We start from the raw sequence: 12,958 nt of genomic DNA on the forward strand, positions 1-12,958 counted from the left end.
GATCTCAGTCCGGGTCGGCGAGGCGGTCGAGGAGGGGTGCGGTGCGTGGTCCGACGAGTTCGCGCATGACGAGGGCCATGTTCGTGCGTTCGACGCCGGAGATCTTCAGGATGGCGCCCGCGATGCGGTAGAGGTCGTCGGCGTCGCGGGCCACGATGCGGACGGTGAGGTCGGTCTCGCCGGTCATGCCGCAGACCTCGGTGACCTCGGGAACGTCGGCGAGCTCGTCGACCACCGCATCGAGCTGGTGCTGATCGACGACCACCGCGACGAAGGCTGCCAGCGGATAGCCGAGAGCACGCGGTTCCACGCGGCGCTCGAAACTGCCGAGCACCCCACCGCTGTCCCAGCGCGCGAGTCGTGCCTGCACCGTATTGCGTGACAGCCCGAGGCGGGCGGCCAGTTCCACCCCGGTGGCCCGGGGGCTGGCGATCAATTCGCGCAGCAATCGCGCGTCGGTCGCGTCGAGGGTCACGGCGGGTTCGCGACTGGTCATACAACGCAGTATGACAGCGCGTCACCCCAGCACAACGTGCATTCTGCTCAGTCACGTGTCGTTCGCTTGCGCAGGCGGCGGTATCGTGGATGCTGTGTGATACACATCGCACTCAGCGATCAGTCGTACCCGCATCGGCCCACAAGGCACGGTGGAGAGGAGGCGATCTCGATGCCGGAGAAGCAGACCTACCCGGTCCAGTTGATCCAGCCGGACGGACGTCGCGTATTCGATCGTGAGCACGGCGCGCTGGTCACCGATATCGATGCCGGACGATTGCGGGGCCTCTACCGGGACCTCGTCGTGACCCGCCGGATCGATCTCGAGGCGACCGCACTGCAACGCCAGGGTCAGCTCGGCCTGTGGCCTCCCATGCTCGGCCAGGAAGCGGCGCAGGTCGGTTCGGTGCACGCACTGCACCCCGACGACTACATCTTCTGCTCGTACCGCGAGACCGCGGTGGCGTACTGCCGCGGCGTACCGCCCGAGCAACTGACGCGGCTGTGGCGCGGAGCGGCCCACCACTGCTGGGATCCCGACGCGGTGAACATGACCAACGCCAATATCGTCGTCGGTTCCCAGGGCTTGCACGCCACCGGTTACGCCTACGCGGCCCACCTCGACGGCGCCGATATCGCCACCATCACCTACTTCGGCGACGGCGCGACCAGTCAGGGCGATATCGCCGAGGCGCTCGGTTTCGCCGCCACCTGGAGCGCACCGGTGGTGTTCTTCTGCCAGAACAACCAGTGGGCGATCAGCGAACCGGTGACCGTGCAGAGTCACGTGCCGCTGGTGCGCCGGGCCGACGGGTACGGCATCCCCGGTGTGCAGGTGGACGGCAACGATGTGCTGGCCGTGCTCGCCGTCACCCGCCAGGCGGTCGAGCGCGCCCGCAGCGGCGGCGGCCCCACCTTCATCGAGGCGATCACCTACCGGATGGGTCCGCACACCACCGCCGACGATCCGAGCAGGTACCGCACGGCCGCCGATATCGAGTACTGGGAGCGGCGCGATCCGATCGAGCGGGTGCGGCTGCTGCTCGAACGCGAGGGCCTGCTCGACGACGAGTTCGCCCGCTCGGTCGCCCGCGCGGCCGACGAGGTCGCCGACCGGGTACGCACCGCGACACTGCAGATGCCCGACCCCGATCCCCTCCGCATGTTCGACCACGTCTACGCGACCGAGCACCCGCTGATCACCGAAGAGGCACACCAGTTCTCGGCCTACCTCGCCGAAGGAGCGCAGTCATGATCACCACCTTCGCCGCCGCTCTCAACACCGGTCTGCGCCGCGCCATGGAAGACGAGCCGAAGGTGGTGTTGCTCGGCGAGGACATCGGCAAGCTGGGTGGTGTGTTCCGGGTGACCGACACGCTCCAGAAGGATTTCGGTGACAATCGCGTCATCGATACACCCCTGGCCGAATCCGGCATCGTGGGAACGGCTTTCGGAATGGCATTGCGCGGTTACCGGCCGGTGGTGGAGATCCAGTTCGACGGTTTCGTCTACCCCGCGTTCGACCAGATCGTGTCGCAGGTCGCCAAGATCCACTACCGGACGGGTGGAAAGGTGAAGGCGCCGTTGACGATCCGCATTCCGTTCGGCGGCGGGATCGGTGCCGTCGAACACCATTCGGAGTCACCGGAGGTGTATTTCGCGCACACCGCCGGTCTGCGTGTGGTGTCGCCCAGTACGCCCTTCGACGCGTATCACATGATCCGGCAGGCGATTTCGCTCGACGATCCGGTGGTCTTCTTCGAGCCCAAGCGGCGGTACTGGGACAAGGCGGACGTGGACTTCCACAGCGAACCCGACCTGCCACTGCACAAGGCGCGTGTGCTCACCGAGGGCACCGATGCCACCGTTCTCGCCTACGGCGGCACCGTCGCCACCGCGCTGACGGCCGCGAAAATCGCTGGTGAGGAAGGCAACTCGATCGAGGTGATCGACCTGCGCAGCCTGTCCCCACTCGATGTCGACACCATCGCCGAATCCGTCGACAAGACCGGACGGCTGGTGATCGTGCACGAAGCGCCGGTGTTCGCCGGGCTCGGTGCCGAGATCGCGGCGCGGATCACCGAGCGCTGCTTCTATCACCTCGAGGCGCCCGTACTGCGCGTAGGCGGCTACGACATCCCCTATCCCCCGGCTAAGCTCGAAAAGCACCATCTGCCTGATCCCGACCGCATCCTCGCCGCGGTCGACCGCTGCCTAGCCGCATGACGACGAAAGGTGCGCCCGTGCCGCAACCAGCTGGCGACGACGGACACGTGCTCGAATTCCGTCTCCCCGATCTGGGTGAGGGCCTCGCCGACGGTGACCTGGTGTCGTGGGCCGTCGACGTGGGCGACACGGTGGAACTGAACCAGACCATCGCCGAGGTGGAGACCGCCAAGGCGGTGGTCGCGCTGCCGTCGCCGTTCTCCGGAACGGTCGTCGAATTGCTTGCCTCGCCCGGCGATACGGTGCCGGTGGGCGCCCCGCTGATCCGGGTGCGCAACGATCTCGAGGTCACCGACCCGCCCACCGCCGAGGACCGCAGGGACGTGCTGGTCGGGTACGGGCCCGAGGCCGAAGCCACCTCGCGACGACGCAAGCCGGCACCGTCGATGGCATCCACCACGCCGAGCACGCACCGGGCCGCTGCCACACCCGCGGCCCGGAAACTGGCCAAGGAGCTCGGGATAGACCTGTGGTACGTCGCGGGTTCGGGACCCGAGGGTGCGGTCACCGTCGAGGACGTGCGCTCGGCCGTGCCGGTCACCGGGCCGCGGGCCAAGCCCGGGGCCGAGCTCGGCGCTGTCGCCCAGCAGAACGGGCACGACGCGGGTCTCATCGAGTCCAGGGCTCGCGAGGAACGCACGCCCGTCTCCGGAATCCGCAAGCGCACCGCCGCCGCGATGCTGGCCAGCGCCCGCACCATTCCGCAGGCGAGCGCATTCGTCACCGTCGACTGCACGGCCTCGATGGAACTGCTCGACCACCTGCGCACCACGAAGTCGTTCGAAGGACTCACGCTCACCCCGTTGGCCCTGGTGGCGCGCGCCGCCCTGGCCGCCATCGCCGAACACCCCGGCGTCAATGCCGCCTGGGACGAGCAGAATCAGCAGATCGTCACCAAGCACTACGTGAACTTGGGCATCGCGGTGGCCGCCGACCGTGGGCTGCTCGTCCCGAACCTCAAAGACGCGCAGACCCTGAGCCTGCGCGAACTGGGCCGCGAGATCAGCTGGGCCGCCGACACCGCCCGCTCCGGCAACGCCACCCCCGCCGACCTCCTCGGCGGCACCTTCACCATCACCAATGTCGGTGTCTTCGGCGTCGACACCGGCGTCCCCCTGGTCAACCCCGGCGAAGCCGCCATCCTCTGCCTCGGCTCGATCCGCAAGCGCCCCTGGGTATTCCGCGACGAACTGGCCGTCCGCTGGACAACCACCCTCGGCCTCAGCTTCGACCACCGCATGATCGACGGCGAACTGGGCGCCCGCTTCCTCGCCACCACCGCAACCTTCCTCGAGGACCCCCTCACCCTCCTCAGCCGCGTCTGACCTGGCCGGACCGCCCCCTCCTGACCGCATCTGGGAATATACGAGTCCCGCAACGCAGGCGAAACACGGTGCGCTCCCGCTGTAAAAAACGCCGTCTACAACCTGTGTATGAGCGAGGCACATCCTGTCGACGCCCGGTTGCCGTTGGGTCGGCAACTGGCCTTCGGCCTGCAGCACGTCCTGATCATGTACACCGGATGTATCACCGTGCCCTTGGTGTTCGGGGCGGCGGCGGGGCTGGACAGAGCGACGATCGGGTTGTTGATCAGTGCTGATCTGCTGGTGGCGGGCATCATCACGCTGGTGCAGAGCCTGGGGGTCGGGAAGCTGGCCGGGGCGAGGCTGCCGATCGTGTGTGGGGCCACGTTCGTCGGGCTCAATCCGATGATTCTGATCGCGAAGGAGTACGGGCTCGACGCGGTGTACGGGTCGATGCTGATCGGTGGCGTGGTCGGTGTGGCGCTGGCGTGGCCGTTCGCGCGGGTGGTGCGGTTCTTTCCGCCGCTGGTCACCGGGACCGTGCTGACCGTGGTCGGTGTGTCACTGATCGGGGTGGCCGGTGGCCTGATCATCGGCAACGATCCGAAGGCGCCGAGCTTCGCGTCCCCGTCCACGATCGGGTTGGCGGCGGTGGTGGTGCTGATCGCGGTCGGGTTCGTGTGTCTCGGTCGTGGCGTGTGGTCGCAGCTGGGCGTGCTCATCGCGCTGGTCGCGGGCATCGTGATCGCGCTGCCGATGGGGCTGATTTCGACGACGGGCGTCGGTGCCGCCGACTGGATCGGCATTCCGCAACCCTTCCACTTCGGGTCACCACAGTTCCCGGTGACCGCCGTGGTGGCGATGAGCATCGTGATGGCGGTGGTGTTCGCCGAGTCGACCGCGAGCATGCTGGCGATCAGCGAGATCACCGGAAAACCGCTCGGCAGAGGTGATCTCGCGCGCGGACTGGTCGGTGACGGCCTGTCCGGTGTGCTCGGCGGCATCTTCACCGCGTTCGTCGACACCATCTTCAACCAGAACGTCGGCGCGGTCTCGACGACCAGGATCTACAGCCGGTACGTGACCGCCGTGAGCGGGGCGATCCTGGTGCTGCTCGGCCTGGTCCCCCGCATCGGTGAAGTAGTGGCGGTGATCCCGAAACCGGTGGTCGGCGGCGTGGGGCTGGTCCTGTTCGCGACGGTCGCCGTGGTCGGTGTGCAGACCTTGCTGCAAGCCGACCTCACCGACCGGGTGAACGCGACCATCGCGGCCACCGCCATCGGCATCGGTCTGCTGCCGGTCTTCACCAAGGACATGTTCGACAAGTTCCCCACCTCGGCGCAGATCCTGCTGGACAGCGGTGTCACCCTCGGCGCGGCCACCGCCTTCCTGCTGAACCTGGCCTTCAACCACACCGTCCTCGGCACCCTCGCCCGCGGCGCGAAGGCACCCGTCGAACCGGTCCGCGAGCCGGTGGCCGCCACCTGAACCGTCCGCGATCCGATGCGGGACCGGCGGCACCGCCGTTAGGGTGCCAGCATGGAGACAGCAGGCAAGGTCGCGATCGTCACCGGCGCGGGTGCGGGCATCGGTGCCGCGCTCGCCGCCCGGCTGGTCGCCGGTGGCGCACGGGTCGTCGTCGCCGATCTCGACGGTGACAGCGCGGCGAAGGTGGCCGCCGAACTCGGCGACAAGGCGACAGCAGTCGGTGGCGACGTGGCCGACGAACAGGTGGTCGCGCAGCTCATCGCCACCGCCGAACGCGAATTCGGCCCGGTGGACATGTATTTCGCGAATGCCGGAATCGGCGGTGGACCCGGCCTCGACAGCACCGAGGACCAGTGGGCCGCCGCGATCGATGTGAATGTGATGGCGCATGTGCGGGCCGCGAAGCTGCTCGTGCCGGGCTGGGTCGAACGAGGCGAAGGGTACTTCGTCTCCACCGCGTCGGCGGCGGGCCTGCTCACCCAGCTGGGTTCGGCACCGTACTCGGTGACCAAGCACGCGGCGGTCGCGTTCGCCGAGTGGCTGTCGATCACCTACGGCGACAAGGGTGTTCGCGTGAGCTGTTTGTGCCCGATGGGCGTGGACACCCGGCTGCTCAGCGGCGACCTCATCCCGGAGAACCCCGACGCGGCGGCCTTCGCGATCAAGGCGGTGAAGACCGCGGGCGCGGTGCTGTCGGCCGAGGAGGTCGCCGACACCGTCATCGAGGCGATGGCCGCCGAACACTTCCTGATTCTGCCGCATCCCGAGGTATTGCAGATGTATCGCAACAAGGGCGCCGACTACGACCGATGGATCGCGGGTATGCGCCGCTTCCAGGAAGCGTTGCGCGGGTAGGACTGTTACTCGGTCACGAGTTCCGCGGCGGCCGCCCGCACCACCTCGGGGATCGGCACCGGCTTGCGTGTTTCGGTGTCCACGTAGACGTGCACGAAATCGCCGGTGGCCGCCAGTTCGAGACCACCGTCGGTTTCCCGGAAGATCGCCAGGTCGTAGGTGATGCTCGACTTGCCGAGCCGGGAGATGCGCAACCCCACCTGAAGCTGGTCGGGGAAGCTGACCGAGCCGTGGAACCGGCACGAGGTCTGGGCGACCACACCGAGCGCGGGCAGCGCCGTGATGTCGGTGCCGGTGGCCCGCATGAGCCAGGCATTGACCGCGGTGTCGAAGTAGGAGTAGTAGGTCACGTTGTTGACGTGACCGTACTGGTCGTTGTCGGCCCAGCGGGTCGGCATCGGCCACAGCACGGGGTAATCCATGCCGTCATGATGCCAGCCCCGGTTCAGGCCGAAGACGACAAAGCCGCTCCCCCACCCTGCCGGTGGTCACGCGGGCTCACCCTGAAGTGCCGTTTGAAGGCGGTACTCAGGGCGAACGCACTGCCGTAGCCGACCTGGCGGGCGATGGATTCCACGGTCGAATCGGTTTCGGCGAGCAGGTCGGCGGCCAGCGACAACCGCCATTCGGTCAGGAAGGTCATGGGCGGTTCGCCGACCAGTTCGGTGAACCGGCGCGCGAGCGCGGCCCGCGACATGCCGACCGCGTCGGCCAGCGCGACCACGGTCCACGGGTGGGCCGGGTTGTGTTGCAGCAGCCGCAGCGCCTTGCCGACCAGCGGGTCGCTGTAGGCGTGGTACCAGGCGGGCGCGTCGTCGCGGGCGAACCAGGCCCGCAGGGCGGCGATGAGCAGCAGGTCGAGGAGGCGGTCGAGGACGGCGCCCTGGGCGGGGCGGTCTCTGGTCGCCTCGTCGACAAGCAGGTCGAGCAGGCGTGAATCGAGGTCGCCACGCGGCAGTACCGCGACCTGTGGGAGGGCACGCAACAGCCGGGTACTCACCGCACCCGCGGATTCGTAGGTACCCGTGACCATCAGGGTTTCACCGCTGGGATCGGTTCCCCACTGACGGACACCGAGAGTCAATGTCTCACAGAGAATTTCACCGTCAGGAGTGGTGGTGACCTGCCCGGGCTGGACGATGATCTGTGGCTCGGTCGCCGGATCGTCGGACACCGTATACGGTTGCGGCCCACGGAAGATCACCACGTCACCGGCGCCGACCTGCTGCGGCGAACCGGATTCCGTACTCACCCAGCCTTTTCCGCGAATCATGGCGAGCACCGTCAACGGCGCCTGATCCTGGACCCGCAGCGACCACGGCGGGTCGAGCAGCGAGCACATCAGAAACGCACCGCGTGCACGTGGGCCCTCGAGCAGACCGGCTAACGCATCCACATCTTTCACAGTAGACGACCGCGCATGTCGGCGAGCGTTCCGACGATGGTGACGCACAGCTGTGGACGGTGTACTTATCTCATGACAAAAACCGCTGCTCACCAGCCTCTTTTCCTCGTCACCGGCGCCAACGGCAAGACCGGCAGCCGCGTCGCCGCCCTCCTGGACGCGGCGGGTCACCCGGTGCGACGCGGTTCGCGCACCGCCGAGATCCCCTTCGACTGGACCGACCGCGACACCTGGGGCCCCGCCCTGGCCGGAGTCACCGCGATCTACCTCGCTTTCCAGCCCGACCTCGCCGTCCCCGGCGCACCGGACACCATTCGCGCGTTCGCCGCCGCCGCCCGCGCGGCCGGCGTCGGCTCGGTGGTGTTGCTGTCCGGTCGCGGCGAGCCCGAAGCCCTGGAATGCGAAGCGGCAGTTCGTGAGTCCGGCCTCGCCTGGACCGTGGTGCGCTGCAGCTTCTTCGCCCAGAACTTCAGTGAGAGCGCTTTCGTCGGCGATGTCCTCGCCGGTGTGGTCGCACTGCCCAACGGCGATGTGCCCGAGCCGTTCGTGCACGCCGACGACATCGCCGAGGTCGCCGTCGCTGCCCTCACCGACGCTCGCCACGCGGGCGAGGTCTACGAACTCACCGGACCCCGGGCACTCACCTTCGCCGAAGGTGTCGCCGAGGTGGCCGAGGCGACCGGCCGTGAGATCGCCTTCGTGCCGCTCACCCGGCCCGAATTCGTCACCGCCCTCGGTGAACTCGGCCTCCCCGAGCCCGAGGTCGCGCTGCTCGACTACCTGTTCGGCACCATCCTCGACGGCCGTAACTCCGCCACCGCCGACGGAGTCCAGCGCGCCCTCGGCCGCGCACCCCGCGACTTCACCGAATACGCCAAGGAGGCCGCCGCCACCGGAGTCCGGACCCCGCGGTAAATCCTGGACGATTGATCACCACGCTCTGGTGGCGCGGCCCTCCCGCGAAACGCCGCAACCAGAGCGTGGTGATCTTGAATTCGGGGAGGGTCCGACGGGTGGCCGGTAGCGTCGATGGGGTGACGCCAGCGATTGATCGTCGGCTGCGGTCGGCCAGGGGGGCGGTGTTCGGCGCTTTCACGCTGAACGGGGTGCTGCTCGCGATGTGGGTGGTGCATATTCCGGCGATCACCGACCGGACCGAGGTGTCGGCCTCGACGCTCGGGATGTTCGTGTTGTTGCTCGCCGGGACGGCGCTGATCGGGATGCGGCTGGCCGGCCCCGCCGCCGACCGGCTCGGCAGCCGGACGCTGGTGGCGCTGGCCGCGTCGGCGATCTCGGTGACGATCGTCGGGCCGGGTCTGGCGACCGGACCGGTGACCCTGGCGATCGCGTTGGCCTGCTTCGGTTTCGGCAACGGGGCGCTCGATGTGTCGATGAACGCGCAGGCGGTGCTGGTCGAACGGGCGTACGGTCGCCCGATCATGTCGGCGTTCCACGCCATGTTCTCGGCGGGCGGTTTCGTCGGCTCCCTCATCGGTGCCGCCACTCAGCGCGCGGGCATCGCCCCCGAGGTAACGCTCACCGCCGCGAGCCTTCTCGGCTTGGTCACCACCGCTGCCCTTGTCCCCCATCTCGTCTCCCACCACCGCGAGCCCACTTCCCACCCTGAGCACTACGAGACACTTCCCGCCGAAGACCTCCCACCGACATCGTCCGAGAATCTCACCGGCGCTCCCGGATCGCGCATCAGCCCGGAAGCCCGGGAACAGCGGGCGCGAGACGAGGACTCGAGCCCGAACGACGCAGAGCGGCAATCGCACCGGAACCGGAAAGTGTTGTGGCTCGGGCTGATCGCATTCGTACTGCTGCTGGCCGAAGGTGTGGCCGCCGATTGGAGCGCACTGCAGGTCCGCGAACACCTCGACGTGTCCGAGGGTGACGCGGCGCTGGCGTTCGGCGCGTTCTCCGCGACCATGACGATCGGCCGTTTCCTGGCCGACCGGGTGAGCGGGGCGATCGGGCCGGTGGCGCTGCTGCGCTACGGAAGCCTGTTGTGCGCGGCCGGTTTCGCGATCGTGATCGTCTCGCCCTGGCTGCCGTTGTCGCTGGTCGGCTGGGCGATGTGCGGTCTCGGGCTCGCGGGTGGCGTACCTCAGATCTTCACGGCGGCAGGCAACCTGGGCGGGCCGAAGGCGGCCACCGAGATGTCGCGGGTCTTCACCATCGGCTATCTCGGCTTGCTCGCGGGCCCGGCGGTGATCGGCTGGCTCACCGCGATCATCCCGCTCACCGCGGCGCTGATCGTTCCCCTTGTCCTCACCCTCGCCTGCGCGGCGGCCGCCTCCGTCGTCCATCGCTGAGCGCGAGCCCTACAGGTACATACCGACTTCGGTCGTTCGCTCGACCGTCGAGCGGATCTGAATTCCACCGTCACGATGGGCCACCAGTTCCGCGAGCGTGGCGCCGTCGGGGAAGGCGGCGGTGGCATGGTCCTGGCGGACGAGCCACCGCGTCGCCTCCTCGGGCGAGAGCCTGCCCACCTCGAGCTGCGCGAGACACCGCCCGGGCCGCACGACCGCCGGGTGCAAGCGGGACAGGTCCTCGTTGGTCGTGATCGCGAAGAGCACCTTGCGTCCCGAACCGAGCATGCCGTCGGTGAGGTTCAGCAGCCGCGAAAGTTTCTGCCCCGCAGCTTCTTTGGCTTCGCCGCGAATCAGCTCGTCGCAGTCCTCGAGTACCAGCAACCGCCAGCGGCCGTCCTCGTCGTCACCGTCGGCACCCGCGGCCACCTCCATCAGATAGCCGGGATTGCTGAACAGTTCCTCCGGGTCGACCACGCAGTCCACCTGACACCACGGCGCCCATGCCCGCGCGAGCGCCCGCAGGGCGGTGGTCTTCCCGGTGCCCGGCTCGCCGTGCAGCAGCACGAGCCTGCCGCGGATGTCGTCGCTGCCCAGGCTCATCAGCCGGTCGAACGCCGCCGATACCGGCGCGGTGTAGTTGTCGCGGATCTCCGGCCACGCGGGCGCGACGATCTGGCGGCGCCTGCGCGCGGGCCGCCGCACATCCATGTGCCAGAAGCCCATTTCCACCGTAAACGCGGTGTCGCGAGCCTGGGCCGCACCCTCGGTGGCGCGCGCGAGCACCTCGACGGCGAGCTCGTCGCTGGCGGCGGTCACCTCGACCGTCGCCGAGCCGCCCGCCCAGCGCACCGCCCGCAGCGACCAGCCGGCCCCGGCGGCCAGCATCGCACTGCTGTCGTCGTCGAAGACCGAGCGCAGGATCGTCGATCCCTCGGGCCGCAACGGCGCATCGGGGTGGACCCGGTCGAGGTGGGCCTGCCGCGCGAAGGGTTGCTCGCCGCGCAGGAACGGGGCGAGCGCGAGCGCGTCGATGGCGTCGCGGGTGGAATAGGTCGAATCGATGGCCGCCGACCACGGAAACGGCTCGCCCGTCTCCCGCGACGGTTCCCGGAGCTGGTCGATAGGTGTGGTCACCGCGCCAATGATCGTGGTCGCGGGCCCGGAATGTCCAACGACTTCCCGGCTGTGCGCTGGGTCACCGGGCCCGGAAAATCGCTGGCACATGTTCTCGATCCGTCGCTAACGTCGGCGAGGTGACTTCCACCCAGAGCCTCCGGCCGGTCGACGAACCCACTCCGACCGCGGGGGTCAAGGAGTGGATCGGGTTGGCGGTCCTCGCCCTGCCCACCCTGCTCATCTCGATGGACATGAGCGTGCTCTACCTGGCCATCCCCCACATCAGCGAGGCGTTGCAGCCGAGCAGTTCACAGCTGTTGTGGATCCTGGACATCTACGGGTTCCTCGTCGCGGGCTTCCTCATCACGATGGGCACCCTCGGCGACCGGATCGGCAGGCGCAGACTGTTGATGATCGGTGCGCTGGCCTTCGGCGCCGCCTCGGTGATCGCGGCCTATTCGACCAGCGCGAACATGCTCATCGGCACGCGCGCGCTGCTCGGTATCGCGGGTGCAACGCTGATGCCCTCGACACTGGCCTTGATCCGCAATATGTTCCACGACGACCGCCAGCGGACCGCCGCGATCAGCGTGTGGATGACCAGTTTCATGGTCGGCATGGTGGTCGGACCGCTGGTCGGCGGGGCCATGCTGGAAAACTTCTGGTGGGGTTCGGTGTTCCTGGTCGCTGTACCCGCCATGGTGCTGCTGCTGGGCAGCGGACCGTTCCTGCTGCCCGAGTACAAGGATCCGAACCCCGGCAAGCTCGACATTCTCAGCGCTGTGCTGTCGCTGGTGTCGGTGATGGGTGTCATCTACGGCATCAAGGAACTGGCCAAGGACGGACTGGCCGTGGAACCCGTGGCCGTTCTGGTCGGCGCGCTGGTCCTGGGCACCGTGTTCGTGCTTCGCCAGCAACGACTCACCGACCCGCTGATCGACCTGCGACTGTTCGGCAATGTCCGGTTCAGCGGGTCGCTCGCGGCGCTGATGGTCGCCATGCTCGCGATGGGCGGCCTGTTCCTGCTGCTCGCGCAGTATCTGCAACTGGTGCTCGGGCTTTCGGCGTTCGAGGCGGGGCTGTGGACGGTGCCGCAGGCGGTAGCCATGGTGCTCGCGGCCGGTGCGGTGAGCGCCCTCGCGCCTCGGGTGCGTCCCGCGTATCTGATGACGGGCGGGCTGGTGATCGCGATGTTCGGCTACGCGATCTTCACCCAGCTCGCGGGTGGCGACGATCTCGGCTTGATCGTCACCGGCATGGTGGTGTTCGCGCTCGGACTTAGCCCGATGTTCGTGCTCGGCCTCGACCTGATCGTCGGCGCGGTCGACCCGGCGCGTGCCGGTGCCGCTTCCGCGATCTCGGAGACGGGACAGGAACTGTCGACCGCGCTCGGGGTCGCGGTGATCGGCAGCATCGGCACCGCGGTCTATCGCGGTCGGATGGCCGGTGAACTACCGAATGGCCTGCCCACCGAGCTCGCGCACACCGCCGAGGACACCCTCGCCGGAGCGCTGCACGTCGCCTCGATGCTGCCCGAAGCCCTCGGCGCCGAGCTGACCGCCACGGCACGAGAGGCGTATACCCATGCGCTGCAGGTGAACTCGATCGTCGGCATCGGACTCACCGCGATCGCGGCCGGACTGGTCGTCGTCCTGCTTCGCCACGTTCCGGCACCGAACGAGCGTGCCGACGAGCAGAAATGAGCCGGGGCCCCGCCGGGAGCGTGCAACTCCCCGCGGGGCCCAGGG

Annotated in this window: 12 protein-coding genes; 8 read left to right on the plus strand and 4 right to left on the minus strand. The window is 68.4% G+C overall.

Annotated elements, in window-relative coordinates; translation table 11 throughout:
- Window positions 1-4 precede the first annotated feature (4 nt).
- The gene (locus ACWEVR_RS25190; RefSeq protein WP_452468972.1) at window positions 5-496 is read right to left on the minus strand and encodes an Lrp/AsnC family transcriptional regulator; all 492 of its coding nucleotides are present in this window, start codon (window positions 494-496) and stop codon (window positions 5-7) included.
- A 171-nt stretch (window positions 497-667) separates the two neighbouring features.
- On the opposite strand from ACWEVR_RS25190, the gene pdhA reads away from it, so the two are divergent.
- The 5 genes from pdhA (at window position 668) to ACWEVR_RS25215 (ending at window position 6,368) form a co-directional block, all read left to right on the plus strand.
- On the plus strand, window positions 668-1,750 hold the full coding sequence (gene pdhA / locus ACWEVR_RS25195) for a pyruvate dehydrogenase (acetyl-transferring) E1 component subunit alpha (protein ID WP_452468973.1): 1,083 nt from the start codon (window positions 668-670) through the stop codon (window positions 1,748-1,750).
- Window positions 1,747-2,721, plus strand: a complete 975-nt coding sequence (locus tag ACWEVR_RS25200) for a transketolase C-terminal domain-containing protein (protein ID WP_439268300.1) — start codon at window positions 1,747-1,749, stop codon at window positions 2,719-2,721. The genes pdhA and ACWEVR_RS25200 overlap by 4 nt, the downstream gene beginning before the upstream one ends.
- On the plus strand, window positions 2,718-4,046 hold the full coding sequence (locus ACWEVR_RS25205; protein WP_452468974.1) for a dihydrolipoamide acetyltransferase family protein: 1,329 nt from the start codon (window positions 2,718-2,720) through the stop codon (window positions 4,044-4,046). Before ACWEVR_RS25200 ends, ACWEVR_RS25205 begins: the two co-directional genes overlap by 4 nt.
- A gap of 108 nt (window positions 4,047-4,154) precedes the next feature.
- The gene (locus tag ACWEVR_RS25210) at window positions 4,155-5,513 is read left to right on the plus strand and encodes a uracil-xanthine permease family protein (RefSeq protein ID WP_452468975.1); all 1,359 of its coding nucleotides are present in this window, start codon (window positions 4,155-4,157) and stop codon (window positions 5,511-5,513) included.
- A 51-nt stretch (window positions 5,514-5,564) separates the two neighbouring features.
- Window positions 5,565-6,368 carry an SDR family oxidoreductase gene (locus tag ACWEVR_RS25215; protein ID WP_452468976.1) on the plus strand — a complete coding sequence of 268 codons (804 nt, stop codon included), beginning with the start codon at window positions 5,565-5,567 and terminating at the stop codon, window positions 6,366-6,368.
- A 5-nt stretch (window positions 6,369-6,373) separates the two neighbouring features.
- Here the strand turns inward: ACWEVR_RS25215 and ACWEVR_RS25220 are convergent, their stop codons facing one another.
- Both ACWEVR_RS25220 and ACWEVR_RS25225 read right to left on the minus strand, forming a co-directional pair.
- Complete coding sequence (locus ACWEVR_RS25220; RefSeq protein WP_067490558.1) at window positions 6,374-6,790, minus strand: acyl-CoA thioesterase; 417 nt, start codon at window positions 6,788-6,790, stop codon at window positions 6,374-6,376.
- A 23-nt stretch (window positions 6,791-6,813) separates the two neighbouring features.
- Entirely contained in the window at window positions 6,814-7,764 is a 951-nt protein-coding gene (locus tag ACWEVR_RS25225; RefSeq protein ID WP_452468977.1) for an AraC family transcriptional regulator, read from the minus strand.
- Between the two features lie 81 nt (window positions 7,765-7,845).
- On the opposite strand from ACWEVR_RS25225, the gene ACWEVR_RS25230 reads away from it, so the two are divergent.
- Window positions 7,846-8,688, plus strand: a complete 843-nt coding sequence (locus tag ACWEVR_RS25230; RefSeq protein ID WP_452468978.1) for an NAD(P)H-binding protein — start codon at window positions 7,846-7,848, stop codon at window positions 8,686-8,688.
- Between the two features lie 119 nt (window positions 8,689-8,807).
- Window positions 8,808-10,091, plus strand: a complete 1,284-nt coding sequence (locus ACWEVR_RS25235; RefSeq protein WP_452468979.1) for an MFS transporter — start codon at window positions 8,808-8,810, stop codon at window positions 10,089-10,091.
- Window positions 10,092-10,100: 9 nt separating this feature from the next.
- Here the strand turns inward: ACWEVR_RS25235 and ACWEVR_RS25240 are convergent, their stop codons facing one another.
- Window positions 10,101-11,228 carry a DUF5925 domain-containing protein gene (locus ACWEVR_RS25240; protein WP_452468980.1) on the minus strand — a complete coding sequence of 376 codons (1,128 nt, stop codon included), beginning with the start codon at window positions 11,226-11,228 and terminating at the stop codon, window positions 10,101-10,103.
- Between the two features lie 119 nt (window positions 11,229-11,347).
- Here ACWEVR_RS25240 and ACWEVR_RS25245 point away from each other — a divergent pair, with 119 nt between their 5' ends.
- Window positions 11,348-12,913 (plus strand): MFS transporter, encoded by a 1,566-nt coding sequence (locus ACWEVR_RS25245; protein WP_452468981.1) that lies wholly within the window; start codon window positions 11,348-11,350, stop codon window positions 12,911-12,913.
- The last annotated feature ends 45 nt before the right edge of the window (window positions 12,914-12,958 follow it).

The sequence above is a fragment of the Nocardia sp. NPDC003979 genome, from assembly GCF_053605015.1.

Coding starts and splice junctions, on each gene's coding strand:
- ACWEVR_RS25190 (WP_452468972.1), bottom strand. CDS start 496: ATGACCAGTCGCGAACCCGCCGTGACCCTCGACGCGACCGACGCGCGA.
- pdhA (WP_452468973.1), top strand. CDS start 668: ATGCCGGAGAAGCAGACCTACCCGGTCCAGTTGATCCAGCCGGACGGA.
- ACWEVR_RS25200 (WP_439268300.1), top strand. CDS start 1,747: ATGATCACCACCTTCGCCGCCGCTCTCAACACCGGTCTGCGCCGCGCC.
- ACWEVR_RS25205 (WP_452468974.1), top strand. CDS start 2,718: ATGACGACGAAAGGTGCGCCCGTGCCGCAACCAGCTGGCGACGACGGA.
- ACWEVR_RS25210 (WP_452468975.1), top strand. CDS start 4,155: ATGAGCGAGGCACATCCTGTCGACGCCCGGTTGCCGTTGGGTCGGCAA.
- ACWEVR_RS25215 (WP_452468976.1), top strand. CDS start 5,565: ATGGAGACAGCAGGCAAGGTCGCGATCGTCACCGGCGCGGGTGCGGGC.
- ACWEVR_RS25220 (WP_067490558.1), bottom strand. CDS start 6,790: ATGGATTACCCCGTGCTGTGGCCGATGCCGACCCGCTGGGCCGACAAC.
- ACWEVR_RS25230 (WP_452468978.1), top strand. CDS start 7,846: ATGACAAAAACCGCTGCTCACCAGCCTCTTTTCCTCGTCACCGGCGCC.